Annotated in this window: 25 protein-coding genes and 1 pseudogene; 14 read left to right on the top strand and 12 right to left on the bottom strand. The window is 70.8% G+C overall.

Features of this window, described 5'->3' with window-relative positions; translation table 11 throughout:
- Window positions 1-37: 37 nt before the first annotated feature.
- The 5 genes from odhB to lpdA all read left to right on the top strand — a co-directional run bounded on the left by odhB (window position 38) and on the right by lpdA (window position 4,291).
- Window positions 38-1,351, top strand: coding sequence for a 2-oxoglutarate dehydrogenase complex dihydrolipoyllysine-residue succinyltransferase (gene odhB / locus FV229_RS08710; RefSeq protein WP_147751580.1), 1,314 nt, complete (start codon window positions 38-40; stop codon window positions 1,349-1,351).
- Between the two features lie 30 nt (window positions 1,352-1,381).
- Window positions 1,382-1,756, top strand: a complete 375-nt coding sequence (locus FV229_RS08705; RefSeq protein ID WP_246688108.1) for a hypothetical protein — start codon at window positions 1,382-1,384, stop codon at window positions 1,754-1,756.
- Window positions 1,737-2,060: a pentapeptide repeat-containing protein gene (locus tag FV229_RS08700; RefSeq protein ID WP_147751579.1), complete on the top strand. Its 324-nt coding sequence runs from the start codon at window positions 1,737-1,739 to the stop codon at window positions 2,058-2,060. Before FV229_RS08705 ends, FV229_RS08700 begins: the two co-directional genes overlap by 20 nt.
- Window positions 2,057-2,812 carry an SDR family oxidoreductase gene (locus tag FV229_RS08695; RefSeq protein WP_147751578.1) on the top strand — a complete coding sequence of 252 codons (756 nt, stop codon included), beginning with the start codon at window positions 2,057-2,059 and terminating at the stop codon, window positions 2,810-2,812. The genes FV229_RS08700 and FV229_RS08695 overlap by 4 nt, the downstream gene beginning before the upstream one ends.
- Before the next feature lie 75 nt (window positions 2,813-2,887).
- A complete protein-coding gene (gene lpdA, locus FV229_RS08690; protein WP_147751577.1) occupies window positions 2,888-4,291 on the top strand; it encodes a dihydrolipoyl dehydrogenase in 1,404 nt (467 codons plus the stop codon).
- Window positions 4,292-4,332: 41 nt separating this feature from the next.
- Here lpdA and FV229_RS08685 read toward each other — a convergent pair whose 3' ends face one another.
- The 3 genes from FV229_RS08685 to FV229_RS08675 all read right to left on the bottom strand — a co-directional run bounded on the left by FV229_RS08685 (window position 4,333) and on the right by FV229_RS08675 (window position 8,306).
- Window positions 4,333-5,211: a response regulator gene (locus FV229_RS08685; protein ID WP_147751576.1), complete on the bottom strand. Its 879-nt coding sequence runs from the start codon at window positions 5,209-5,211 to the stop codon at window positions 4,333-4,335.
- Between the two features lie 116 nt (window positions 5,212-5,327).
- Complete coding sequence (locus tag FV229_RS08680; RefSeq protein ID WP_147751575.1) at window positions 5,328-6,332, bottom strand: tyrosine recombinase XerC; 1,005 nt, start codon at window positions 6,330-6,332, stop codon at window positions 5,328-5,330.
- A 72-nt stretch (window positions 6,333-6,404) separates the two neighbouring features.
- Entirely contained in the window at window positions 6,405-8,306 is a 1,902-nt protein-coding gene (locus FV229_RS08675; protein WP_281406704.1) for a sigma 54-interacting transcriptional regulator, read from the bottom strand.
- Window positions 8,307-8,518: 212 nt separating this feature from the next.
- On the opposite strand from FV229_RS08675, the gene cynS reads away from it, so the two are divergent.
- Together cynS and FV229_RS08665 are read left to right on the top strand one after the other, a co-directional pair.
- The gene (gene cynS, locus FV229_RS08670; protein ID WP_147751574.1) at window positions 8,519-9,007 is read left to right on the top strand and encodes a cyanase; all 489 of its coding nucleotides are present in this window, start codon (window positions 8,519-8,521) and stop codon (window positions 9,005-9,007) included.
- Between the two features lie 149 nt (window positions 9,008-9,156).
- Window positions 9,157-9,384, top strand: coding sequence for a hypothetical protein (locus tag FV229_RS08665; protein ID WP_147751573.1), 228 nt, complete (start codon window positions 9,157-9,159; stop codon window positions 9,382-9,384).
- Between the two features lie 15 nt (window positions 9,385-9,399).
- Here FV229_RS08665 and FV229_RS08660 read toward each other — a convergent pair whose 3' ends face one another.
- From FV229_RS08660 to madL, 3 genes and pseudogenes are all read right to left on the bottom strand, one after another.
- Window positions 9,400-10,068, bottom strand: a complete 669-nt coding sequence (locus tag FV229_RS08660; protein WP_147751572.1) for a GntR family transcriptional regulator — start codon at window positions 10,066-10,068, stop codon at window positions 9,400-9,402.
- 27 nt (window positions 10,069-10,095) lie between these two features.
- Window positions 10,096-10,860, bottom strand: a pseudogene (madM, locus tag FV229_RS08655) (malonate transporter subunit MadM).
- 5 nt (window positions 10,861-10,865) lie between these two features.
- Window positions 10,866-11,324: a malonate transporter subunit MadL gene (gene madL / locus FV229_RS08650; protein WP_147751571.1), complete on the bottom strand. Its 459-nt coding sequence runs from the start codon at window positions 11,322-11,324 to the stop codon at window positions 10,866-10,868.
- Between the two features lie 270 nt (window positions 11,325-11,594).
- Here madL and mdcA point away from each other — a divergent pair, with 270 nt between their 5' ends.
- The 5 genes from mdcA (at window position 11,595) to mdcG (ending at window position 15,964) form a co-directional block, all read left to right on the top strand.
- Window positions 11,595-13,241, top strand: coding sequence for a malonate decarboxylase subunit alpha (gene mdcA, locus FV229_RS08645; protein WP_147751570.1), 1,647 nt, complete (start codon window positions 11,595-11,597; stop codon window positions 13,239-13,241).
- A 186-nt stretch (window positions 13,242-13,427) separates the two neighbouring features.
- On the top strand, window positions 13,428-13,742 hold the full coding sequence (gene mdcC, locus FV229_RS08635; protein WP_147751568.1) for a malonate decarboxylase acyl carrier protein: 315 nt from the start codon (window positions 13,428-13,430) through the stop codon (window positions 13,740-13,742).
- Window positions 13,739-14,635 carry a biotin-independent malonate decarboxylase subunit beta gene (locus tag FV229_RS08630; protein ID WP_147751567.1) on the top strand — a complete coding sequence of 299 codons (897 nt, stop codon included), beginning with the start codon at window positions 13,739-13,741 and terminating at the stop codon, window positions 14,633-14,635. Before mdcC ends, FV229_RS08630 begins: the two co-directional genes overlap by 4 nt.
- Window positions 14,622-15,335, top strand: coding sequence for a biotin-independent malonate decarboxylase subunit gamma (gene mdcE / locus FV229_RS08625; protein WP_147751566.1), 714 nt, complete (start codon window positions 14,622-14,624; stop codon window positions 15,333-15,335). The genes FV229_RS08630 and mdcE overlap by 14 nt, the downstream gene beginning before the upstream one ends.
- Window positions 15,332-15,964, top strand: a complete 633-nt coding sequence (mdcG, locus tag FV229_RS08620) for a malonate decarboxylase holo-[acyl-carrier-protein] synthase (RefSeq protein WP_147751565.1) — start codon at window positions 15,332-15,334, stop codon at window positions 15,962-15,964. The genes mdcE and mdcG overlap by 4 nt, the downstream gene beginning before the upstream one ends.
- Window positions 15,965-16,161: 197 nt before the next feature.
- On the opposite strand, the gene proC is transcribed toward mdcG, so the two are convergent.
- From proC to FV229_RS08590, 6 genes are all read right to left on the bottom strand, one after another.
- Window positions 16,162-16,989, bottom strand: a complete 828-nt coding sequence (proC, locus tag FV229_RS08615) for a pyrroline-5-carboxylate reductase (RefSeq protein WP_147751564.1) — start codon at window positions 16,987-16,989, stop codon at window positions 16,162-16,164.
- Window positions 16,990-16,997: 8 nt separating this feature from the next.
- Complete coding sequence (locus FV229_RS08610; RefSeq protein ID WP_147726522.1) at window positions 16,998-17,507, bottom strand: YbjN domain-containing protein; 510 nt, start codon at window positions 17,505-17,507, stop codon at window positions 16,998-17,000.
- A gap of 325 nt (window positions 17,508-17,832) precedes the next feature.
- Complete coding sequence (locus FV229_RS08605; protein WP_147751563.1) at window positions 17,833-18,117, bottom strand: accessory factor UbiK family protein; 285 nt, start codon at window positions 18,115-18,117, stop codon at window positions 17,833-17,835.
- Between the two features lie 159 nt (window positions 18,118-18,276).
- Window positions 18,277-18,525: a hypothetical protein gene (locus FV229_RS08600; protein ID WP_147751562.1), complete on the bottom strand. Its 249-nt coding sequence runs from the start codon at window positions 18,523-18,525 to the stop codon at window positions 18,277-18,279.
- 133 nt (window positions 18,526-18,658) lie between these two features.
- On the bottom strand, window positions 18,659-19,375 hold the full coding sequence (locus tag FV229_RS08595; RefSeq protein WP_147751561.1) for a PhoH family protein: 717 nt from the start codon (window positions 19,373-19,375) through the stop codon (window positions 18,659-18,661).
- Window positions 19,376-19,786: 411 nt separating this feature from the next.
- A complete protein-coding gene (locus FV229_RS08590; RefSeq protein ID WP_147751560.1) occupies window positions 19,787-22,186 on the bottom strand; it encodes a UvrD-helicase domain-containing protein in 2,400 nt (799 codons plus the stop codon).
- A 172-nt stretch (window positions 22,187-22,358) separates the two neighbouring features.
- On the opposite strand from FV229_RS08590, the gene FV229_RS08585 reads away from it, so the two are divergent.
- Together FV229_RS08585 and FV229_RS08580 are read left to right on the top strand one after the other, a co-directional pair.
- Complete coding sequence (locus FV229_RS08585; protein WP_147751559.1) at window positions 22,359-22,595, top strand: hypothetical protein; 237 nt, start codon at window positions 22,359-22,361, stop codon at window positions 22,593-22,595.
- A gap of 196 nt (window positions 22,596-22,791) precedes the next feature.
- On the top strand, window positions 22,792-23,503 hold a 712-nt coding region (locus FV229_RS08580; RefSeq protein ID WP_147751558.1), incomplete at its 3' end, for an AsmA family protein.

The raw sequence follows: 23,503 nt of genomic DNA, 5'->3' as shown, positions 1-23,503 counted from the left end.
CCGTCCGGTACGGCCCAACCGATCCGGCGTGAGAAACATGGCAACCGACATCCTCGTCCCGACGCTCGGCGAATCCGTCAGCGAGGCCACCATCGGCCGCTGGTTCAAGAAGCCGGGCGACATGGTCGCGGCCGACGAGCCCCTGGTCGAGCTCGAGACCGACAAGGTGACCCTCGAGGTCAACGCCCCGGCCGCCGGCGAGCTCGGTGAGATCCTGGTCAAGGACGGCGAGACGGTGGAGCCGGGCGCGCTCCTCGGCTCGATCGTCGAGGCGAGCGGCGGGGCCGCCAAGCCCGCGCCGAAGAAGGACACCGAGGCAGCGAAGGCGTCCGCCCCCGACGCGAAGGCGGTCGAGGCGGCGCCGGCCAAGGAGTCGGCCGCCGGCTACGGCAACCACGGCGACGCGGCGCCCCCAGCCGCCCGCTCGGCCGACGACAACGGTCCGGCGGTGGGCAAGCTGTCCCGCGAATCCGGCATCGATCCGGCGAGCGTGAACGGCAGCGGCAAGGACGGCCGCGTCACCAAGGGCGACATGCTCGGCGCGATCGCGAAGGGCGACCAGTCATCGAAGGGCCCCGCGCAGACGGCCCCCGCCCCGGCCAAGGAGGCGCGCCCGACGCCGCCGCGCCCGGCCTCGAAGCCGGACGACGCCGCCCGCGAGGAGCGCGTGCGGATGACGAAGCTCCGCCAGACCATCGCCCGCCGTCTCAAGGACGCGCAGGACACCGCCGCGATGCTGACCACGTTCAACGACGTGGACATGTCGGCCGTGATGGCGATGCGGAGCCAGTACAAGGACATCTTCGAGAAGAAGCACGGCACGAAGCTCGGCTTCATGGGCTTCTTCACCAAGGCGGTGATCGGCGCGCTCAAGGACGTGCCGGCGGTCAACGCGGAGATCGACGGGCAGGACCTCGTCTACAAGAACTACTACCACATCGGCATCGCCGTCGGGACCGACAAGGGCCTCGTGGTGCCGGTGGTGCGCAACGCCGACGACCTGTCGATCGCCGGCATCGAGAAGACGATCTCGAGCTTCGGCAAGAAGGCCCGCGACGGCAAGCTCTCCATCGACGAGATGCAGGGCGGCACCTTCACCATCACCAACGGCGGCATCTACGGCTCGCTGATGTCGACCCCGATCCTTAACGCGCCGCAATCGGGCATCCTCGGGATGCACCGCATCGAGGAGCGTCCCGTGGTCCGCAACGGCAAGATCGAGGCGCGGCCGATGATGTACCTCGCCCTCTCCTACGACCACCGCATCGTCGACGGGAAGGAGGCGGTGACCTTCCTGGTGCGGGTGAAGGAGGCGCTGGAGGATCCGGCGCGGCTCGTCCTGGACCTGTGAACGGAGGCGTAGGCTTCTGGACGCGGCCGGATGCAAACTTGGATCCTCGTTTCGGAGATCGTCCGGAACGCCGGCCTTGCGCTTGCGGCCTTCGGCGGCGTGATCCTCGCGTGGTGGACGCTTACACCGGAACTGGCCCGACGCGCTCACGTGACGGAGCTGTTCAACCGAGCCGCCGGACAGCTCGGCGACGAGCGCCTTGAGGTGCGCCTCGCCGCGATCTACGTCTTACGTGAGATAGGAAGAGACTTTTCCGACCTAGCCAATCCAGTGTTCGAACTGCTGCAAGCGATTTTGCGGGAACGGCAGGCGGATTATCGGGACTTGGATCCACCGGTCGACGTTCAAGCCATCATGGCGACCCTGCGCATGAGGATTGCGGACGATGACAAGCCTGTCGCCTAGAGATCGTCCCATACTCAATCTGCGCGGTGCTTTCATCCGGCGGACCGATCTCAGCAACGCCGACCTTCGCGGTGCTGAGCTTTCCGGCGCGGATGCCAGCAACGCGCGTTTTACCCGATCGAATTTTGAAGGTGCCCGCTTGGTCGGGACGATCCTACGCGGCGCGGACCTCACCGGTGCGAAGAACCTCACGGTCGAGCAACTGGCCAGTGCCGTAACCGATGCACGCACGGTGCTGCCGGACTACATCGACCGCAGTCGGCTGCGCGATGCGATCGAGTCCCCGGCAGATATCGCCTCGTGACGGACTTCGCGAAAAAGGTCGTCGTCGTCACCGGCGGCGGGCGCGGCATCGGCCGTGCGGTGTCGCTGCTGGCGGCGAAGCGCGGCTACCGCGTCTGCCTGAGCTACGTCTCCGACGCGGAGGCCGCCGCGACGGCGGTCGCGGCGATCGAAGCCGAGGGCGGGCAGGCCGTCGCGGTGCGCTGCGACGTGGCGGAGGAGGCCGAAATCGTCGCCCTGTTCGAGGCCGCCGACCGTCTCGGGACCGTTACGGCGCTGGTCAACAACGCGGGCGTGGTCGATCTGCCTGCACCCGTGTCCGAGATGAGTGCAGCCCGCCTCCATCGCATGATGGCGACCAACGTCGTCGGCTCGTTCCTCTGCGCCCGCGAGGCGGTGCGGCGGATGTCGACGAAGGCCGGAGGACGCGGCGGTGCCATCGTCAACGTCTCGTCGATCGCGGCGCGGCTGGGCGGAGCCGGACAGTTCGTGGACTACGCCGCCTCGAAGGGGGCGATCGACAGCTTCACGATCGGGCTGGCCCGCGAGGTGGCGGATGCCGGCATCCGGGTGAACGCGGTGGCACCCGGCATCATCGACACCGAGATCCATGCCAGCGGCGGCACGCCCGACAAGGCCGCCGCGATGGGGCCGGGCGTGCCGATGAAGCGCGCCGGCACTGCCGACGAAGTCGCCGCCCCGGTGCTCTGGCTGCTCTCCGACGAGGCGGCCTACACCACCGGCGCAATCCTCGACGTCTCGGGCGGCCGGTGACGCCGACGAACGAATGAACCCGGCAGCGACCCGCCCCGGCGGTCGCCGCACGCGAATGCAGGAACGAACAGACCCATGAGCACCTACGATCTCGTCGTCATCGGCACCGGCCCCGGCGGCTATGTCTGCGCCATCCGCGCCGCGCAGCTCGGCCTGCGCACCGCCGTCGTCGAGAAGCGCGCGACCCATGGCGGCACCTGCCTCAACGTCGGCTGCATCCCGTCGAAGGCGCTGCTGCACGCCTCGGAGGCGTTCGAGGAGGCGACGAAGCATTTCCCCGACCTCGGCATCGACGTCGGCACGGTCAAGCTCGACCTGGCCAAGATGCAGGGCTTCAAGGCCGAGGGCGTCGCCGGCAACACCAAGGGCGTCGAGTTCCTCCTGAAGAAGAACAAGGTCGAGACCTTCCACGGCACCGCCAAGATCGCCGGCGCAGGCCGCGTCGAGGTCACGTCCGATGACGGCGGCAACCAGATGCTGGAGACCAAGAACATCGTCATCGCCACCGGCTCGGACGTGACGCGCCTGCCCGGCGTCGAGATCGACGAGACGATCGTGGTCTCCTCCACCGGCGCGCTCGAACTCGCGGCCGTGCCGAAGCGGCTCCTGGTGATCGGCGCCGGCGTGATCGGGCTCGAGCTCGGCTCGGTCTGGCGTCGGCTCGGCGCCGAGGTCACCGTGGTCGAGTACCTCGACCGCGTGCTGCCGGGGATGGACGGCGAGGTCGGCAAGCAGTTCCAGCGGATCATGGCCAAGCAGGGCATCGCCTTTAAGCTCTCGACCAAGGTCACCGGCGTCGCGGTGGCTGACGGCGCCGCCACGGTCACCGTCGAGCCGGCGGCGGGCGGCGCGGCCGAGACGATCCAGGCCGACGTGGTGCTCGTGGCCATCGGCCGCGTGCCCTACACCGAGGGGCTCGGCCTCGACGGGGTCGGCGTCCGCCTCGACAACAAGGGCCGGATCGAGACCGACAGCCACTACGCCACCAACGTCACCGGCATCTACGCCATCGGCGACGTGATCGCCGGGCCGATGCTCGCCCACAAGGCCGAGGACGAGGGCGTCGCGGTGGCCGAGATCCTGGCGGGCCAGTCGGGCCACGTGAACTACGCGGTGATCCCGAACGTGGTCTACACCTACCCGGAGGTCGCCTCGGTGGGGAAGACCGAGGAGGAGCTGAAGAAGGACGGGATCGCCTACAACAGCGGCAAATTCCCGTTCACCGCCAACGGCCGGGCCAAGGCCAACGGCACCACCGAGGGCTTCGTGAAGGTGCTGGCGGATGCCGCGAGCGACCGGGTGCTCGGCGTCCACATCGTCGGCGCCGACGCCGGCAACCTCATCGCCGAGGTGGCGGTGGCGATGGAGTTCGGGGCCTCGGCCGAGGACATCGCCCGCACCTGCCACGCCCACCCGACCCTGACGGAAGCGGTGAAGGAAGCCGCGCTCGCGGTCGGCAAGCGCGCGATCCACGTCTGAGGATCGCGCAGCCGCGCCTCCTGTTTGTCCCTGCCCTCCGCTCAGGCCGAGCGGCGGTGCGGGGCGAGGGCGGCGATGCGCAACAGGGCGGTCGGGGCCGGCGGAGCGGTGATCGCGTTCAGTAGGTACGGCCGCCGCAGGCCGAACGCGTGATGGAGCGCGAGGTCGATGTCGCGGGCGTGGAACGGCATCCGCAGCACGAAGGCGGCGCCGAAGTAGCGCGCCGCCTGGGCGATCGGCTCGGGATCGCCGGTGGTGAGCACGGTGAGATGGGTCGAAAGGCCCAGCGGCTGCACTTGGCAAGCGAGCTCGAGGCCGTCGATGCCGCCGAGCTTCACGTCGACGAAGGCGAGGGGGTAGGCGTCGCTCTTGAGGAGTTTAAACGCGTGGCGGCCGCAATCCGTCTCGTCGATCTCCAGGGCGAAGCCGCTGCGCCCGAGCACCCGTCCGATCGCCGCACGCGCCGCATCCGACGAGGAGGCGAGAAGGATGCGCGTCGACTGCCGGCGCCGGGCGTCGGCGTGCAGCAGGCTCTCGATGTGGTCGGTGTCGAGGGGCACCTTCAGCACCTCGTAGGCGCCGAGCGACACCGCGAGTTCCTGCCACTGTGCGAAGACGCGGGCGGCGATCAGCACGAGGCAGGGCAGGGCCGCGCCGCGCTTGCGCGCCACCGCCACCGCCTCCGGGCCGCTCAAGCCTTCGAGCTGAAGGCCGACGAAGGCCAGGGCCGGCTTGTGAGCGAGGGCGAGCTCGATCAGCGTTTCGCCCGAGTCCGTCTCGACGACCGTGGCTCCGGGATTGAAGCGCGCCACCACAGCCGCAAGTTCGGCCCGGCGACGGGCGTCGCGGTCGGCGATGAGCACGGCGCCGGCCTGCAGCGCCCGCGTCGCCTCTCCTATTCCGGCGTGTCCGTCCGCCATGGTTCTCGCCTGTCCCGTCACGATCGCACAAGCGTAGAGTGTAATCCTCTCGGCAAGCTTAATTGTCCGAGGAATAGGCAGCTGGTCTTTCGACCGCACTAAAAGGTGTTTGTAACTTAAATCAAGTCTTGCGCGGTCCTCCGTGGCGGGTGTCGGCCTGCGCGCGGGTGGGTCGCGTCGAAGGCGCTCATCAGCCGGGCCGCATCGACCTTAGTGTAGAGCTGCGTCGTCGAGAGCGAGGCATGGCCGAGCAGCTCCTGGATCGCCCGAAGCTCGCCCTGGCGCGCCAGGAGATGGGTCGCGAAGGAATGTCGCAGGGCGTGCGGCGTCGCGCTGTCGGGGAGCCCGAGGCCGCCGCGCGCCCGGGCGACGACGTACTGGATGATCCGCGGCGAGAGCGGACCGCCGCGGGCGCCGACGAAGAGCGGGCCGTCGCCCGGAAGCGGGTGCGGGCAGGCGGCGAGGTAGGCCGCCACCGCCTCGGCCACCACCGGCAGCACCGGCACCATCCGTTGCTTCGCCCCCTTGCCGAGTACCGTCACCGCATCGATGCCGGGCACCGGCGCATCCCGCCGCGTCAGCCCGAGCGCCTCCGAGATGCGCAGGCCCGCGCCGTAGAGGAGCGCCAGCACCGCCGCGTCGCGCATCAGGATCCAGGGCTCGCGATCCTCGTCGGCCCGCAGGGACGTCTCGGTGAGCGCACGGGCGGCGGCCACCGGCAGCGGCCGCGGCAGGCGCCGCTCGACCTTGGGCGAGCGCACGGCGCCGAGCGCCGCCACGGTGCCGTGGCCCTCGCGCTCCAGGTACTTGGCGAAGGAGCGCAGGCCCGCCAGCGCCCGCATCAGCGAGCGCCCGCCGACGTCGTCGGCACGGCGCGCGGCCATGAAGGCGCGGACGTCGCGCGGCTTCAGCGCGACGATCGCGGCGATGGTCGGCGTGCCGGCGCGGGCGTCGAGGTGGTGCAGGAACTGGCGCAGGTCGCGCTCGTAGGCCTCGACCGTGTTGTCCGACATCCGCCGCTCGGCCGCGAGGCTGCGGCTCCAGGCGTGGGCGGCGTCGCGCACGGCGGCGTCGCCCGGCATCGCGAAGAGGGCGGCGTCCGTCGCGGCTGAGGTGGGCATACGGTCTTCCTCGCGACACGCGCCCGCTTCGAACGCAGCTCGCCACTGGACGCGGCCGCGGTTGCGGGGCGGTTAACGGCCGTTCCCGGTCTCCTTCAGTCCGGTCTCTTTGATTCTCATGGCCTTGATCCGCGAGGCCAGGGTCGTCGGGCGCAGGCCCAACAGTTCGGCGGCGCCGCCCGGGCCGAACACCTTGCCGCCGGTCAGCGCCAGGGCGGCGGCGATCTCGGCGCGGTCGCGGGCCCGGCGGTCGGCCTCCGTTGGCGGCCGGTCGGCGGGGAGGGTGGGTGCCGCCGCGTCGGCCCGGCGCGGCGGCTCGGTCTCCGGCAGGTCGAAGCGCAGGCGGCCGCGCACCGCCAGGATGGCCGCGCGCTCGATCACGTTCTCCAACTCGCGCACGTTGCCGGGCCAGGCGTAGCGGGCGAGCCGGCGGGCGTCGCCCTCGGTCAGGCGCGGCTCGGGGATGTTGAGGCGGCGGGCGGCGCCCTTGAGGAAGTGCTGGGCGATCGACGCGATGTCCTCCGGCCGCTCGCGCAGCGGGCTCGCGGCCAGGGGAAAGACGTTGAGGCGGAAGTACAGGTCCTCGCGGAACCGCCCCCGGCGCACCTCCTCGCGCAGGTCGCGGTTGGTGGCGGCGACGAGGCGGACGTCGACGGCGCGGGTGCGCGCCTCGCCGACGCGCTCCAACGAGCGCTCCTGCAGCACCCGAAGCAGCTTGCCCTGGAGGTCGAGGGGGATCTCGCCGACCTCGTCGAGGAACAGCGTGCCGCCGTCGGCGAGCTCGAAGCGCCCGACGCGGTCCCGGAGGGCGCCGGTGAAGGCGCCTCGGGCATGGCCGAAGAACTCGCTCTCGAACAGCTCGCGCGGCACGGCGGCGCAGTTCACGCGGATCATCGGCCGGTCGCGTCGGCGGCTGGCCTCGTGGATCGCCCGCGCGATCAACTCCTTGCCGGTGCCGGATTCGCCGGTGACGAGCACGGTGGCGTCGGTGCCGGCCACGAGGTCGACCTGCCGCAGCGTAGCCGCGATGGCCGGCGAGCGGCCGATGATGCCCTGGTGGTGCCGCTCCTGCCGGATCTCCTCCTTGAGGTAGGCGTTCTCCAGCTCCAGCCGCTCGCGTAGGGAGTCGACCTCGGCCAGCGCGCTGCGCAGCCGCTCCTCGGCCTCGCGCCGCTGGCTGATGTCGCGGAACACGATGACGGCGCCGAGCAGCCGCCCGCGGTCCCGGATCGGCGTCGAAGTGTACGAGACCGGGAACGCGGTGCCGTCGCGCCGCCAGAACACCTCGTCCTCGACCTGGTGCACCGCGCCGTCGCGGAAGGCCGCGTAGATCGGGCAGTCGCGGTGCGGGTAGGGCGTGCCGCCGGGATGGGTGTGGTGCACGGTGGCGTGCATGTCCTTGCCGACGAGGTCGGCGGCGCGCCAGCCGAGCATGCGCTCGGCCGCCGGGTTGACGAAGGTGGTCGCCCCGTCGGCGTTGACGCCGTAGATGCCCTCGCCCGCGGCCCGCAGGATCAGCTGGTTCTCGCGCTCGATGTCGCGGAAGATCCGCTCGACCCGCTGCCATTCGGCGACGCCGGCCCGCATGTGGTCGTCGGCCTGCCCGTCGACGACCCGGCGCCCGCGGGCCTCGAGGTCGGACAGGGTCACGAGCAGCCGCAGCGGGTCGCCGGCGAGCGGGCTCCCGGCATATTCCAGGCGTAGGCTGCGCCCGTCCGCGTGGCGCGGTTCCAGCGCCTGCGACCACCCTTGCCCGTTGGCGAAGGCGGCTTCCGTGAACACGATCAGCGCCGTCCGCTGGCCGGGATGCAACGCGCTCGCCGCGATCGCGCGGAGCGCCGCCCGGTCGTAGCCGAGCAGCCGGGCTGCAGCGGGGTTGGCGTCGACGATCCGGTCGGCCTCCGGCTCGATCACCAGCATCGCCTCGCGGTGCTGCTCGAAGACGGGTCCGAGATCGTCGGTCGCATCACCCAAGGCAGTCACCGCACCCGCTACGACATCTCGTGGTATGGCCACGAGATCTCATGGTACACGAAATCTCGTGGTCTGCCCATCGTGGGCCAAAGCTCTGTCTCAGCGAAGCTTTTTGGAAGGCGTCCGGCTGGCACATCGCTTGCGCAAGCTCGTGGCCGGCCCGGCTCGATCGCCGGGCCAGACCGATCCTGCAAGCCCGAGGGATGTCCGACATGAAGCGCGAAGACCTCACCGAAAAGCTCCTCGACATCAAGCGCGACAAGGGCTGGACCTGGAAGTTCATCCAGGACGAGATCGGCGGCCTGTCGCCGATCCTGATCACCGCCGCCTGCATGGGTCAGATGAAGCTGCCGAAGGCGCAGGCCGCCAAGGCCGCCGCCCTGTTCGGGCTCACCGAATCCGAGGAGCGAATGTTGAACGAGGCGCCCTATCGCGGCTCGATCCCCTCGCTGCCGCCGACCGACCCGCTGATCTACCGGTTCTACGAGCTGGTGATGGTCTACGGCACCACCTTCAAGGAGCTGATCCAGGAGGAGTTCGGCGACGGCATCATGTCGGCGATCGACTTCAACATGACCATGGAGCGCGAGGCCAACAACAAGGGCGACCGCGTCAAGCTCGGCATGTCGGGCAAGTTCCTGCCCTACAAGTATTATGGCAGCGAGGACGGCGTGCCGGAATACGGCTTCAAGGAAGGCTGAGCCGGCACCAGCCGCTTCGGTGTCACGGGAACCGACCATCGCCCCTTGCCGGGAGCGCCGGTTTCCGTGGAATCTTTGCCGGGCGGTCGGCGCCGGGCGATGCCGGCCGACGCCTCCCGGCCGGAACGAAAGACTCGTAGGGGAACGCTTTGACAGCGGACGACGAGACGGGGCGCCCCGGGAACCCGGTGCTCAAGGAACTCGCGACGGCGCTCGGCATCCCGGCGACGGCGTTCTTCGGTGGCTGCGAGGAGGGCGACCGGATCGCCGAGAGCGTCGAGCTGCTGCGCCTCTGGGCGACCCTCGACCGCGCCGAGCAGCGCCGGGAGATCCTGGACCACCTCCGCCGGATCACCGAGGGCCGCGCCGCCGGCTGAGCCGGGTCTCACCCGTCAGGCGTGTTCGGCGATGTAGCGTCCGAGCGCGCCGGCGGCGTTGAGCATGTGCGCCCGCATGCGCCGCGCCGCCGCCTCGCCGTCGCCCTCCGCGATCGCGGCGAGGATCGCGCCGTGCTCGCCATGGGAATGCCGGATGCGGTCGCCCTGGCGGAGCTGGGTGCGGCGGAAGGCCGAGAGCCGCGTGCGGATCGCCAGCGCCTGCTCGGCGAGGAACCCGTTGTGGGTGGCGGCGTAGAGCCCTTCGTGGAACTGGCGGTTCAGGCCGTCGTAGGCGTCGAGGTCTCCGGATTCGACCGCCGCGCCGGAGCGATGGTGGAGGTCCATCAGGGCGCTGAGCTCGAGCGGGCGCATGCGGTAGGTCGCGAGCCGCACGCACAGGGCCTCGACCTCGGCTGTCGCCTCGAACATGTCCATGATCCGCTCGGGCGTCATCCGCGCGACGACCATGCCGCGGCGCGGTCGCTGCTCCACCAGGCCGCCGAAGGCGAGCTGACGCAGGGCCTCCCGCACGGGAGTGCGCGAGGCGCCGAAGCGGTCGGCCAGGGTCTGCTCGTCCAAGACCGTGCCGGCGGCGAGCTCGCCCGCCGCGATGGCGTCGCTGAGCGCGTCGCGGATGCGCTCGGAGATCAGCGTCCGCTCCTCGGTGGCCTCGCCCGCGTCCATGGATCTCCCGTCATGTGAGGGGCCGTCTCAACCCACGATCGCCCGCACGATGAGGAACAGCACCGAGGGGCCGACGAGGCACCCGATGCCGGTGTGGAAGGTCGCGGTCAGCGCGCCCTAGGGCACGAGCTTGGGGTCGGTCGCGGCGAGGCCGCCCGCGACCCCGCTCACCGTGCCCATCAGCCCGCCATAGGCCATGGCCGAGCGCGGGTTGTCGAGGCCGATCAGCTTGGCGACGAGCGGCGTGCCGACCATCACCCCCACCGCCTTGGTCACGCCGGTGGCGATCGACAGCGCCATCACCGTCGAGTCGGCGCCGAGCGCCGCGCCGGTGACCGGGCCGACGATGTAGGTGATCGCGCCCGCGCCGATCGTCGTGATCGAGACCGCGTCGTGGTAGCCGAAGGCCACCGCCGTCAGCGTGCCGACGACGAAGGGCAGCAGCGTGCCGAGCGCCAGCGCCAGCACGCCGACGAGGCCGGCCCGGCGCGCCTCGACCACGTCCACCTCGAAGGCGGTGGCGACGATGGCGAAGTCGCGCAGCATCGCCCCGCCCATCAGGCCGATCCCGGCGAGCGCCGGGATGTCGGCCAGCCCCTTCTTGCCGCCGGTGAACACGCCGCCGACGTAGGCGAGCGCCAGGCCGAGCACGATGGCGATGGCCGAGCCGTGCACCCGCCCGTTGGTCAGTTTCTTCGCGGCGACGTTCGAGACCAGGATCAGCGCCCCGACGACCGCGAAGGCCGCGACCAGGCTCTGCTCGACGAAGACGTGCTCGAGTCCGTGCCACATACGGCTCACCCCTTCCGGCTTGCGGAGATCGCCGAGGCGTCGGCGGGCCGTTCGTCGACGTCGCCGCCGAGGATCGCGCCGCCCTGCGCGACCTCGGGGCTCCCTGCGTCGCGGCCGCCGAGGCGGCTCAGCAACGCGACCGCAGCGAAGCAGATCGCCAGGGAGCCGAGGGCGGCAATGATCACGATCGGGCCGCCGCTCACCGCGGCGACGACGTTCTGCTGGGCCGCCATGGCGACGACGATCGGGATGTACATGCCGCCCCAGAACTCGACGCCGAACTTGACGTTCTTGGTCAGGCGGCCGGTCCGCACCAGCCAGACGCGGGCGGCGATGAGCAGGAACATGGCGATGCCGACGCCGCCGACGTTGGCCTTCACCCCGAGCGCGACCCCGAGGAGGTCGCCGAGATACACGCCGACCAGCGTGCAGGCGGCGAGCAAGGCGACCCCGGCGATGATCATGGCCGGGGCCCGCGCGGCTCGAAGCCCCGGGGAGGCCGGTCGGAGCCCCACGAATGGGGGTTTTGCGGTGCGACGGGCTGCGGCATCCGGCGTCTCCGTCCCGATCTCGTGATTCGTCTCGGTTGCCCACCAGTATGCAAAATATTGACAGTTCGGCAATCTGGGATACGATGATGTGATCGAACGAGGTCTGCGCATACGCGTTCGGTGTCGGATCGCGCGTTTGCATGCGAGCCGCAGCGTCGGGCTGCCGGCTTCGAGGACATCGGAATGACCGACTGGCGCAAGCAGAGGACGGCGCGGGACGAGCGGATCGCGGCCGGCCGGGCGCATGCGTCCGGCAAGGTCGTGCGGCACGAGGCGGTGGTCGAGCTGCTGGAGGCGGTCCTGCGCCCCGGCGACCGGGTGTGCCTGGAGGGCGACAACCAGAAGCAGGCCGACTGTCTCGCGCGCGGCCTCGGCGCCTGCGACCCGAGCAAGGTCCACGACCTGCACATGGTCCAATCGGGCATCGTGCTGCCCGAACACCTCGACGTGTTCGAGACCGGCATCGCCCGGCGGCTCGACTATTCCTATTCCGGCCCGCAGGGCGCGCGCATCGCCAAGATGCTCTACGGCGGGCAGATCGAGCTCGGGGCGGTGCACACCTACCTGGAGCTGTTCGCGCGCTACTTCATCGACCTCACGCCGAACGTGGCGCTCATCGCCGGCGTCTCGGCCGACCGGGCCGGCAACCTCTATACCGGCCCCAACACCGAGGACACGCCGACGGTGGTGGAGGCCACCGCCTTCAAGAACGGCGTGGTGATCGCGCAAGTGAACCAGATCGTCGACACGGTGCCCCGCGTCGACATCCCCGGCGACCGGATCGACTTCGTGGTCGAGGCGGACAAGCCGTTCTACGTCGAGCCGCTGTTCACCCGCGACCCGGCGGCCGTGACCGAGACGCAGATCCTGATGGCGATGATGGCCATCAAGGGCATCTACGCCGAGTACGGCATCCGCCGGCTCAACCACGGCATCGGCTTCGGCACCGCGGCGATCGAGTTGCTGCTGCCGACGTTCGCCGAAAAACTCGGGCTGAAGGGCAAGATCGCCACCAATTGGGCGCTGAACCCGCACCCGACGTTGATCCCGGCGATCGAGTCCGGCTTCGTCGAGCAGGTGCACTGCTTCGGCTCGGAAGTCGGCATGGACCGCTACATCGCCGCGCGGCCGGACATCTTCTTTACCGGCGCCGACGGGTCTTTGCGCTCGAACCGCGCCTTCTGCCAGACGGCCGGGCTCTACGCCTGCGACCTGTTCATCGGCTCGACCCTGCAGATCGACCTTCAGGGCCATTCCTCGACCGTCACGACGAACCGCGTCGCGGGCTTCGGCGGCGCGCCGAACATGGGCTCGGACCCGCATGGCCGCCGCCACCCGTCCGACACCTGGATGAAGGCCGGGCGCGAGGCCGGCGGCACCGGCGACCCGGCCTTGAGGCGCGGGCGCAAGCTCGTGGTCCAGCTCGTCGAGACCTTCGGCGACGGGCTCGTGCCCGCCTTCGTCGAGCACCTCGACGCCCTGGAGCTGGCGAAGAAGATCGGTCTCGAACTGGCGCCGGTGATGGTCTACGCCGACGACGTCACCCACATCGTCACCGAGGAGGGCATCGCCAACCTCCTGCTCTGCCGCGACGCGGACGAGCGCGAGCAGGCGATCCGCGGGGTGGCCGGCTACACCGAGGTCGGCCGCGGCCGCGACAGGGCGAAGGTCGAGGCCTTGCGCGCCCGCGGCATCGTCCGCCGCCCGGAGGATCTCGGGATCGAGCCCCTCGACGCCGACCGCTCCCTGCTCGCGGCGCGCTCGATCAAGGATCTCGTGCACTGGTCGGGCGGCCTGTACGAGCCGCCCGCCCGGTTCCGGAACTGGTGAGATGGGTCCGTTGACGGAGAAGGCGTGGGACACGCCACGCGGCCCCCTCTCCAGTTCGGGAGAGGGTTGGGGTGAGGGGTGCGACCTCTCCGGAAAGACTTCGCCCCTCACCCTGTCCCTCTTCCGAACGGGAGAGGGGACCCGCGATCGGGCCGGATGGCGCTGCGAACATAAGGACGCGTTCCCATGGAAACGATGACCTTCCGCCACACCACGCAAAAGCCGCTCGCGGGCACCAAGGCGCAGGCGATCACCGGGGTGGTGGCGTCGGGCAACCTGGAGGTGCTGCTGGAGCGCGTGCTGCCGGCAGACCAGTGCACCATCGAGATCGCGACCCCGGTCGTCGGCTACGGCGACGTCTGGGAGGCGGTGGCCGCCGACTTCGTGGCGCGGACCCAGCCCGGCGGCCTGCGCATCGCGATCAACGACGGCGGCGCCCGGCCCGACACGGTGTCGCTGCGGCTGGCGCAGGGCGCCCGCCTGATGGAGGGCGGCCGATGAGCCTGAGCTGGTACGAGGCCAGCGCCCGGCAACGCGTCGCTGCGTTCCTCGACGCGGACAGCTTCGAGGAATTCGTCGGGCCCGAGCAGCGCGCGATGAGTCCGCACCTGCCGCTGTTCGACCTGCCCCGCGCCTTCGACGACGGCGTCGTCGTCGGCCGGGGCAGGCTCGACGGCCGCGCGGTCTACCTCGCCGCGCAGGAAGGCCGCTTCATGGGCGGCGCCTTCGGCGAGGTGCATGGGGCCAAGCTCGTCGGCCTTTTACGCGCCGCGCTCACCGAGACGCCGGACGCCGTCCTGATCCTGTTCGACACAGGCGGCGTCCGCCTGCAGGAGGCCAACGCGGGCGAGACCGCCATCGCCGAGACCATGCGCGCCATCGCCGACCTGCGCCGGGTCGGCATCCCGGTGGTCGGGCTGGTCGGCGGACGCGCCGGCTGCTTCGGCGGCGGCGGCCTCATCGCCGGCACCTGCTCGCGCCTCGCGGTCTCGGAGGGCGGGCGCATCTCGGTCTCCGGTCCGGAGGTGATCGAGACCAACAAGGGCGCCGAGGAGTTCGACTCGAAGGACCGCGCCCTGGTCTGGCGCACCATGGGCGGCAAGCACCGGCGGCTCACCGGGGGCGCCGACGTGTTCTGCGACGACACCGTGGCGGCGTTCCGGCAAGCCGCCCTCGACTTGGCCGGTCGGGCGCCGGCTTTCGACCTTGCGACGCTGGAGGCGGAGCAGGCGCGGCTCGAATCCCGCATCGCGCGCTTCGGCGATTGCCGCGACGCCACCGAGATCTGGGCGCGCCTCGGCGTCAACGATCCGGCCGGCGTGCCGGCGCTGTCGGCGGCCGACTTCGACAGCCTCGTCGCCGGACTCGAAGGGACGACTCATGACGCTCGCTGAGATCCTGGCCTCGCTGTTCCCCGAGGGCCATTCGGTGAGTTTGGCCGACGGGCTGATCACCGGCCGCGGTCCGCTCGACGGCCGGGACCTTTCGGTGGTCGGCGTCGACGGCGACACGCCGCTCGGGATCGAGGGCGCGCTGACGCTCTCGGCCGCGGTGCTGGCGACGGTGCGGGCCGGGGGCGCCGCGCCGATCTTGGTGCTGGTCGATTCCGACAGCCAGCGCATGAGCCGGCGCGACGAGCTCCTTGGCCTGAACGAGTGCCTGGCGCATCTGGCCAAGGCGCTGCTTCTGGCGGACGCGCAGGGCCATCCGACGATCGGCCTGATCTATGGCCACTCGGCCGCCGGCGCCTTCATCGCCACGGCTTTGGCGACGCGGGTGCTCGTGGCGCTGCCCGGCGCCAACCCGAGCGTGATGGACCTGCCCTCCGTCGCCCGCGTCACCAAGCTGCCCCTGGAAAAGCTCGAGGCGATGGCCAAGTCCACGCCGGTCTTCGCCCCCGGCCTCGACAACATGGTCCAGGCCGGCGCGGTGCAGGCGGTGCTCGACCCAGTCCAGCCGCTCGGGCCGCAGATCGCGGCGTTGATCACAGACTTGCCGCGGCAGGACGACCGCGACGCCCTCGGCAAGGCCCGCGGCGGCCGCCCGGTCGCGCACGACATCGCCGCGCGGGTGGTCGAGGCGGCGCGGGCGTGAGGGCGATCCGCCGCCACGACCTGTTCGTGGTGGCGCCCGAGGCCTGGCATCGGCTTCTGGCCGGGCGCCCCGACCTCGACGGCGTGCCGCACGTCGCGACCTGGGCGCGCGACGGCCGGCCGGTGATCGTGCGGCGGCGCTTCCCCGGCGAAGGCGATCACCTGCCCGCCGGGCTGCCGTTGCCGCCGGCCGACGGCAAGCGCCGCATCGGCCTCGCAGTGCCGTGGACCGACGCCACGCCGTCCCCTCCGGTGACCCTCGCCGCCGCGCGCCCGGCCGCGCCGCCGGCCTGGCATCCGACCGTCGACGCGGTGCTGGCGCTCGCCGCCGAATACGGCGTCGTCCCGCAGGTGTTCGGCGGCCTGCAGTGGCAACGCCTGACCGGCCTCGCCTACCTCTCCACCACCTCGGACCTCGACCTGCTCTGGCCGGTCCCGGTCACGCGCCACCTCCTCGACGGCCTCGCCGCGATCGAGGCGAACGCCCCGATGCGCCTCGACGGCGAGGTCGTCCTGCCGGACGGCGCCGGGGTGAACTGGCGCGAGCTCCGCGACGCCCCGCCCGGGGGATCGGTGCTGGCCAAGGGACTCGACCGGGTGGCGCTGGTGCCGGCGGGCCTGGACCGGTGATGTCGGCGGATCGAGCCTTCACAGCCCATTCCCATCCACCATCCTCATCCTGAGGTGCCGCAGCGAAGCGGAGGCCTCGAAGGAGCCTTCCAGCTTGCGCGCGATCCCTGGAGCGCTCCTTCGAGGCCCGCTGACGCGGGCGCCTCAGGATGAGGGGGTGGGCTGGAGGAACCCCGCATGCCCTATGGCGGTGGTCCTCAGCCCGCCAGCTCGCCTGCCCGGCGCTGCGCTGCTGCGACGGCCTCGCGCACCAGGGGACTGAGCGCGTCGGCGCGCATCAGCACGTCGAGGGCGGCGGCGGTGGTGCCGCCCGGCGAGGTGACGTTGCGGCGCAACTCCGATGCGGGCAGGTCGCTCGCGTCGAGGAGGGCGCCGGCGCCGCAGACCGTGGCGCGGGCGAGGCGCGCCGCCACCTGCGGGTCGAGCCCGGCGGCGATCCCGGCCTCGGCCATCGCCTCGACCATCAGGAAGACGTAGGCCGGGCCGGAGCCCGACAGGGCGGTGACCGCGTCGATCTCGGCCTCCGACCCGACCCATTCGACGAGTCCGTTGGCGGACAGCAAGGCCGCGACGGCGTCGCGCCGCTCTGGCGTCACCGCCGCGTTGGCGAAGGCCCCGGTGGCGCCGCGGCCGATGCTGGCCGGCAGGTTCGGCATCGCCCGCACGATCGCCCGGGCGCTCGGCAGCCGGCCGGCGAGGTCGGCGACGGTCTTGCCCGCCAGGATCGAAAGGACGACGGTGTCGGGGCCGACCATCCGGTCGAGGTCGGGCGCGGCGTCAGGGAAGCCCTGCGGCTTGATCGCGACGACGAGGATGGCGGCCGGCGCGACGGTGGCCGGGTTCAGGGCGAGGCCGCGCGCCGTGCAGAGCGCACGCAAAGCGTCGGTGGGATGGGCCTCGACGACGGTGGTGCGATACGGGTCGAGGCCGGCCGCGAGCCAGCTCTCGAGCATCGCCCCGCCCATCTTGCCCGCCCCGACGAGGGTCAGGGAGGCGGGCAGGGCGCCGCCTGCGGAACCCACCATGGTGCGCCTCAGGCCTCGCCTTCGGTCTCGAACAGCACGGCGTCCAGCGCCTCGCGGGCGGACTTGCCGGCCCAGAGCACGAACTGGAACGCCTGGTAGTAGCGCTCGCACGCCTCGACCGCCGACTTCAACAGCATGGCGCATTGCGGGTGCGTCGGCACCGAGCCGCCGGCGAGCAGCAGGGAATGGCGGAACATCACCACGTCGTCGCTCGACCACAGGTCGAAATGGCCGATCCAGAGCTGTTCGTTGATCAGGGCGATCAGGCGCTGCACCTCGGTGCGGCGCCGGTCCGGCACCTTGAGGTCGAAGGCGCAGGCGACGTGCAGCGCCTCGACATCCTCGATCCAGGTGAAGGCGACCTGGTACTCGGTCCAGCGTCCGGCCACCACCACGGACATCTCGTCCGTCTCGGCGCGATCGAAGATCCAGTCGCGGAGCGCGGCAAGCCGCTCGACGACATCGAGCGGGTGCTCGATCCGATCGTAGCCCTCGATGTCGACGTGAAGCTGTGGCATGACGATCCGAAATGACGCCGCCGTATTCGAGCGCCGCGGCATGGTGAACAAAAAAGAACCGAAGCACGAAACCACGTCACGACGCGACGACACTTGTCCCGATGGGACGGTATACCTCGTGGCGGCGGCTCTGCGGCGTCCCGTCTTCGGCGGGTTAAGGCGAATCAGTACGTCACCGACTATAAACCGGTGCGGACTCGCGACACAAAGCGCTTCCCCCGGCCGGTGAACAGGAAATGGATCGTTCGCGCGCGCTTCCTGTGTACAAGCCCGCCGCCCCGCCGGGGCCGATTCGCGCCGGCGACCCGGCCCTCGCCACCGTCGATCAGATCGCCTCGCTCGCCCCGGCGACGGCGGCCGCGGGCGGCTTCGCGTCGGCCTCCAGCGCCGCGACGCGGGCGGTCAGCGCCTCGTTCTGCGAGCGCAAGGTGGCGACCATGTCGCGCAGGACGTCGAGCTCTTCGCGGGAGGCGATGTCCATGTCGCGGATCAGCCGCTCGGCCTGGGCGCGGATCACCGTCTCGGCCTCGCGGCGTACGCCCTGCGCGGCGCCGGCGGCATCGGTCATCAGGCGGGCGAAGTCGTCGAACAGGCGGTTGGACGGGGGCATGTGGTCTCCGAAAGCGTCGCAGCCGCAACCCGGCCTGCGCTCCGACATAGGAATCCGCGGAGTCCGCGGCAATCCGGCGGGACGGCGCGGGATGGGGATGCCGCAAACAAAAACGGGGCCCCGAAGGACCCCGTCGCCGACCTGATCGAAGCGATCAGATCACATGCGGCGCATCATCCGGCGCTCCATGTGACGGCGCATCATGCGGCGCTCCATGTGACGGTGCATCATGCGACGCTCCATCCGGCGATGCATCATGCGGCGCTCCATGCGGTGCATCTGCACATGCTCGATCGCGTCGGGGGCGGTCACGCCCATCGGGGCGCCGGGGGCGGCAGAGGCGGGGGCGGTGATCGCGGCGGCGCCGAGCGAGGCGAGCACGGCAACGGCGAAGGTCAGTTTCCTCACGGAGATAATCCTGTTTCTTGTCGTCGGGCCGCGGCACCCATTCCATCCTCCGGGTCCGAAGGAAGGGAGAAGGAAGTCGCGCCGGAGAAGCGCGGCGGGTCTCCGCTTCGACCCGCCGCTGGTAACGTACAACTCAGAGATTCGTTTCCTCGAACGCCTTCACCCATTCGGCGCAGATCCCGGAGCGGACGATGTCGTCGCGGGTGAACTCCACGACGGGGATCGGCATCATCCGGCTCTTGATCAGGTGGATGACGGTGCGCAGGCCCGAGGTCTCGCGCAGGTCGGTCTGCGAGACGTCGCCGTTGATGATCACCTGACACGCGTCGCCGATGCGGGTGAGGAACATCTTGATCTCGGCGGTGGTCGTGTTCTGCGCCTCGTCGAGGATCACGAGGCAGTCCTTGAAGGTGCGCCCGCGCATCACCTCGAAGGGTACGATCTCGATGTCGCCGGCCTTCAGCGCAATCTCGAAGGCGGCGGCGCCCATCCGCTCCTTCATCGCCTCGGTGAGCGGCGCGACCCAGGGTGCGATCTTCTCCTCGAGGGTGCCGGGGAAGAAGCCGAGCGAGCGGCCGCCGGGGACGTTGGGGCGGGTGATGATCACCTTGGCGATGCGGCGCTGGCGCAGCAGGTCGGCGGCGCGGGTGCCGGCGATGTAGGTCTTCCCGGTGCCGGCCGGGCCGAGCACGATCACCTGCGGGTGGAGGGCCAGCGCGTCGAGGTACTCGGCCTGCCGGTCGGTCAGCGGTTGGATCGGGCCGAGGTTTCGTTCCTCGTCGAAGCGGGTCCTGTGCAGCCGGACCGTGCGGTCTTCAACCAGCTCGAGTCGTGCGCGCCGTCTTTTCATCGATCAACACTCCGCGTGGGACTTGCTAACCAAAAGGACTTGCTAACCAAAAGGACTTGCTAAGCTAGGAACTTGCTAACCTCGGGACCGCTCTTCGCTCTACCTTCGTGACGGGGCTTACTATGCCTCTCTCAAAGCAATCAGGCTGCCTCGAGCCGGTTCCGGCCCACGACACGAAGCTTGTGGACAAGGCGAGCCGCGAATGCGGCCGGCCTCGTCGTTGCAGGAGCATGCAACGCGCGCACCATAGAATCGCCGCCTGCGACGACCGCATGACGGTGGTGGACGGGTGTTGCCGAAATGGTTCGGAGACGGGCGTGTCGTACGCCGGGAAGGTCGGGGGATGGGGCCGTGTCCGGTCCGCCCAAGGTCGTGTCCTACGCCTCTACCCGACGCCGTCCCGCGGCGGCGTCAGGCCGGCTGCAGGAAGCTGTCGAGTACCATCTTGCGACCGGCCTTGTCGAAGTCAACGGTGAGCTTGTTGCCGTCGACGGCGGCCACGTCGCCGGGGCCGAACTTGGTGTGCAGAACCCGCATCCCGGTCTCGAAGGCAGAGGGCGCGCCGGTGGACTTGGCGATCAGCTCGCCTTCGATCTGGCGCGGCCCGCCGCGCCCACCGCCGGGCGAGGCGCCGAAGCCGCGGGCGGTGGTGTGCGCCGCGCCCTTGCCGAAGTTGCCGGATCCGCCGTTCCCTTGCCCGGTGTTGGCCTGCGCCCGCTGCCAGCCCGGCGTGCCGTAGCTGGAGCCGAAGGGCTGCGGGTTGCGGTCGAACCGCGACGCGCCGGCCGAGAAGTGGGCCGGCGCCTCGATCACGTCGACGGCGGTCTCGGGCAATTCGTCGATGAAGCGCGACGGGATGGTCGAGGACCACAGGCCGTGGATGCGGCGGTTGACGGCGAACGACAGCTTTGCCCGCTTGCGGGCGCGCGTGAGCCCGACATGGGCGAGGCGCCGCTCCTCCTCCAGGCCGGCGCGGCCGCTCTCGTCGAGCGCGCGCTGGTTCGGGAAAAGGCCGTCCTCCCAGCCGGGCAGGAACACCGTGTCGAACTCCAGGCCCTTGGCCGCGTGCAGGGTCATCAGCGAGACGCGGTCGGCACCCTCGGCCTCAGAGGCTTCCATCACCAGCGAGACGTGCTCGAGGAAGGCGCCCATGTCGGGGAACTCCTCCATGGAGCGGACGAACTCCTTGAGGTTCTCCAGCCGCCCGGCGGCGTCGGCCGACTTCTCCTTCTGCCACATCTCGGTGTAGCCGGATTCCTCGAGGATGGTCTGCGCCACCTCGGAATGCGGGTTGCTCTCGACGAGCCGCGCCCAGCGCGAAAAGCTCTCGGTGAGCGCGCGCAGCGTCGAGCGGACGCGCGGCTTGAGCTCGTCGGTCTCGCAGAGCTTTCGCGCGGCGTGCAGGAGCGGCACCTGCTCGGCGCGGGCATAGAGGTGGAGCTGCTGCAGCGTCGCGTCGCCCAGGCCGCGCTTGGGGGTGTTCACGATCCGCTCGAAGGCGAGGTCGTCGGACGGGTTCTTGGTCGCGCGGAGGTACGCCAGCGCGTCGCGGATCTCGGCGCGCTCGTAGAAGCGCGGGCCGCCGATCACCCGGTAGGGCAGGCCGAGCTGGACGAAGCGGTCCTCGATCTCGCGCATCTGCGCCGAGATCCGCACCAGCACCGCGATTTCGGAAAGCGGGTGCTGCTTGGCCTGGAGCGACTCGATCGATTCCGCCAGAAGCCGCGCCTCCTCCTCGGAATCCCAGGCGCCCGACACGGTGACGGGCTCGCCGAGCTCGTCCTCGGTCCGCAGCGTCTTGCCGAGCCGGCCCTGGTTCTTGGCGATCAGGCCCGAGGCGGCGGCCAGGATGTGGCCGGTGGAGCGGTAGTTGCGCTCCAGCCGCACCACCACGGCGCCAGGAAAATCGTGCTCGAAGCGCAGGATGTTGTCGACTTCGGCCCCGCGCCAGCCGTAGATCGACTGGTCGTCGTCGCCGACGCAGGCGATGTTCTTCCGGGTCTGCCCGAGCAGGCGGAGCCAGAGGTACTGGGCGACGTTCGTGTCCTGGTACTCGTCGACCAGGATGTAGCGGAACTTGTCCTGATAGATGGTCAGGACTTCGGGGTTCTCGCGCCACAGCTTGAGGCACAGCAGCAGCAGGTCGCCGAAGTCGACCGCGTTCAGGGTCACGAGCCGCGCCTGGTAGGCGGTGTAGAGGTCGCCGCCCTTGCCGAAGGCGAAGGCCTGCGCCTCGCCGGCGGGGATCTGGTCCGGGCCGAGGCCGCGGTTCTTCCAGCCGTCGATGACGTGGCCGAGCGCGCGCGCCGGCCAGCGCTTCTCGTCGATGTTCTGGTCCTTGAGCACCTGCTTCATCAGGCGGAGCTGGTCGTCGGTGCCGAGGATCGTGAAGTCGGACTTCAGGCCCACCAGCTCGGCGTGGCGGCGCAGGATCTTGGTGCCGATGGCGTGGAAGGTGCCGAGCCAGGGCATGCCCTCGCCGGCCGGCCCGACCAGCGTGCCGATCCGGTGCTTCATCTCCCGCGCGGCCTTGTTGGTGAAGGTCACCGACAGGATGTCGAACGGCCGCGCTCGGCCGGTGCTGATCAGGTGGGCGATGCGCGTGGTCAGCACCCGGGTCTTGCCGGTGCCGGCGCCGGCCAGCACCAGGACGGGGCCTTCCGTCGCCTCGACGGCGCGGCGCTGCTCCTCGTTCAGGCCATCCAAGTAGGACGCGGTGGTCGGGCGCAAGCCCCCCATGGCGCGGGCGGCGATGGAGCTGGGGCCACGCCCCGCGTCGGAAGGCGGCGTCGCATGCGAGGAATTCGGCATCGGCAATCCCTGGACCAAAACGCGAACGGCGTCGAGGCCCGGACGCGATGTCGCCACCCCGCACGGTCGCAGGCGGGGAGTCGCAGGCGGGGAACCTGGGGCCGCCCGGCCGCTTGGTCAGATCATCGCAAGACCCACATCATAAAGACCACACGAAATTCAGGAGCGCCCGATGCGCATCGTGCCGATCGCCGTCCTCGCCGTCCTCGCCGCCACCCCCGCCCTCGCGCAGGTCCGGCAGGGCAACCCCGACGCCGCCAACGAGTCCTTCGCCCGCCAGAGCGAGTCCCGGGCGCTGCAGCAGAACATCACCTCGCAGAACAACACCACGCGCATGGAGATCCAGCGCAGCCAGCAGATGCAGGCGCCTCAACCCACCCCGGGCGTGGTCGTCGCCCCCCGGCGATAAACGGACCGTCGCTTCCCTCCCCCGCAGAGGGGGGAGGGAAGGGGGGCCGCTCGAGCGATCCGGTAAATATCCGGCGGCCTGCCTGAAACGACCCTGCCGGCCCCCGACAAAAGCCCGCTGGCGCTGGTTGCCGCCGGCCGTGCTATGCCCGCCGTGAACCCGCCGGGTGGCGCGGGATGCATGCGGAACGATCACGGTGCGTGACCTTCTGACCGCGCTCGCGGGCGCCGTCATCCTGATCCTGGTCGCGGCGCTCGCCGTGCCCCCCTTCATCGACTGGCCGGCCCATCGCGCCTTCGTCGACGCGACCGTGAGCCGCTCGCTTGGGCTGACGGTCCGCACCGAGGGCCGCATCGACGTGCGGCTGCTGCCCTCGCCGCGCCTGCGCCTCGACCGCCTGCACCTCGGCGACGATGCGGGAAAGCCCGCCCTCGACCTGCGTTTCGTCAAGGCCGAGCTCGGCCTGACCCCGCTGCTGTCGGGCGCGGTCCGGTTCACGGAGACGCGGATCGGCCGCGCCGAGATCAAGCTGCCGGTGACCGAAGGCGACGCCCTCGTGGTGCCTGCCGGCCTCGGCGAGACCCTGCGCGGGCGCGACCTCGCGGTCGAAGACTTTCACGTCCAGCAGCTCTTGCTGACCACGTTCGTGCCGTCGACCGGGCGCACCGACCAGTTCTACGCGGAGGCCGTGCAGGTCCAGGCGCCGGCGCTCGTCGGCCCGTGGCGGGTCTCGGGCAGCAGCGGCGGCCTGCCGTTCACCCTCGTCAGCGGCGAGCCGGGGGCGGACGGCGCGGTCGCGCTGAAGCTTTCGGGCGGCGGCGACACCCATCCGCGCTTCGAGGCCGACGCCCGCGTCGCCTTCGTGCCGGCGGACCCGCGCGGAACCCGCGGCTCCGAGCCGCGCGCCC

Origin of the sequence: Methylobacterium sp. WL120, from assembly GCF_008039465.1 — a bacterium.
GTDB lineage: Bacteria > Pseudomonadota > Alphaproteobacteria > Rhizobiales > Beijerinckiaceae > Methylobacterium > Methylobacterium cerastii.
The sequence above is the reverse complement of the archived record's forward strand: the minus strand, read 5'-3'. Positions and strand labels throughout refer to the sequence as shown.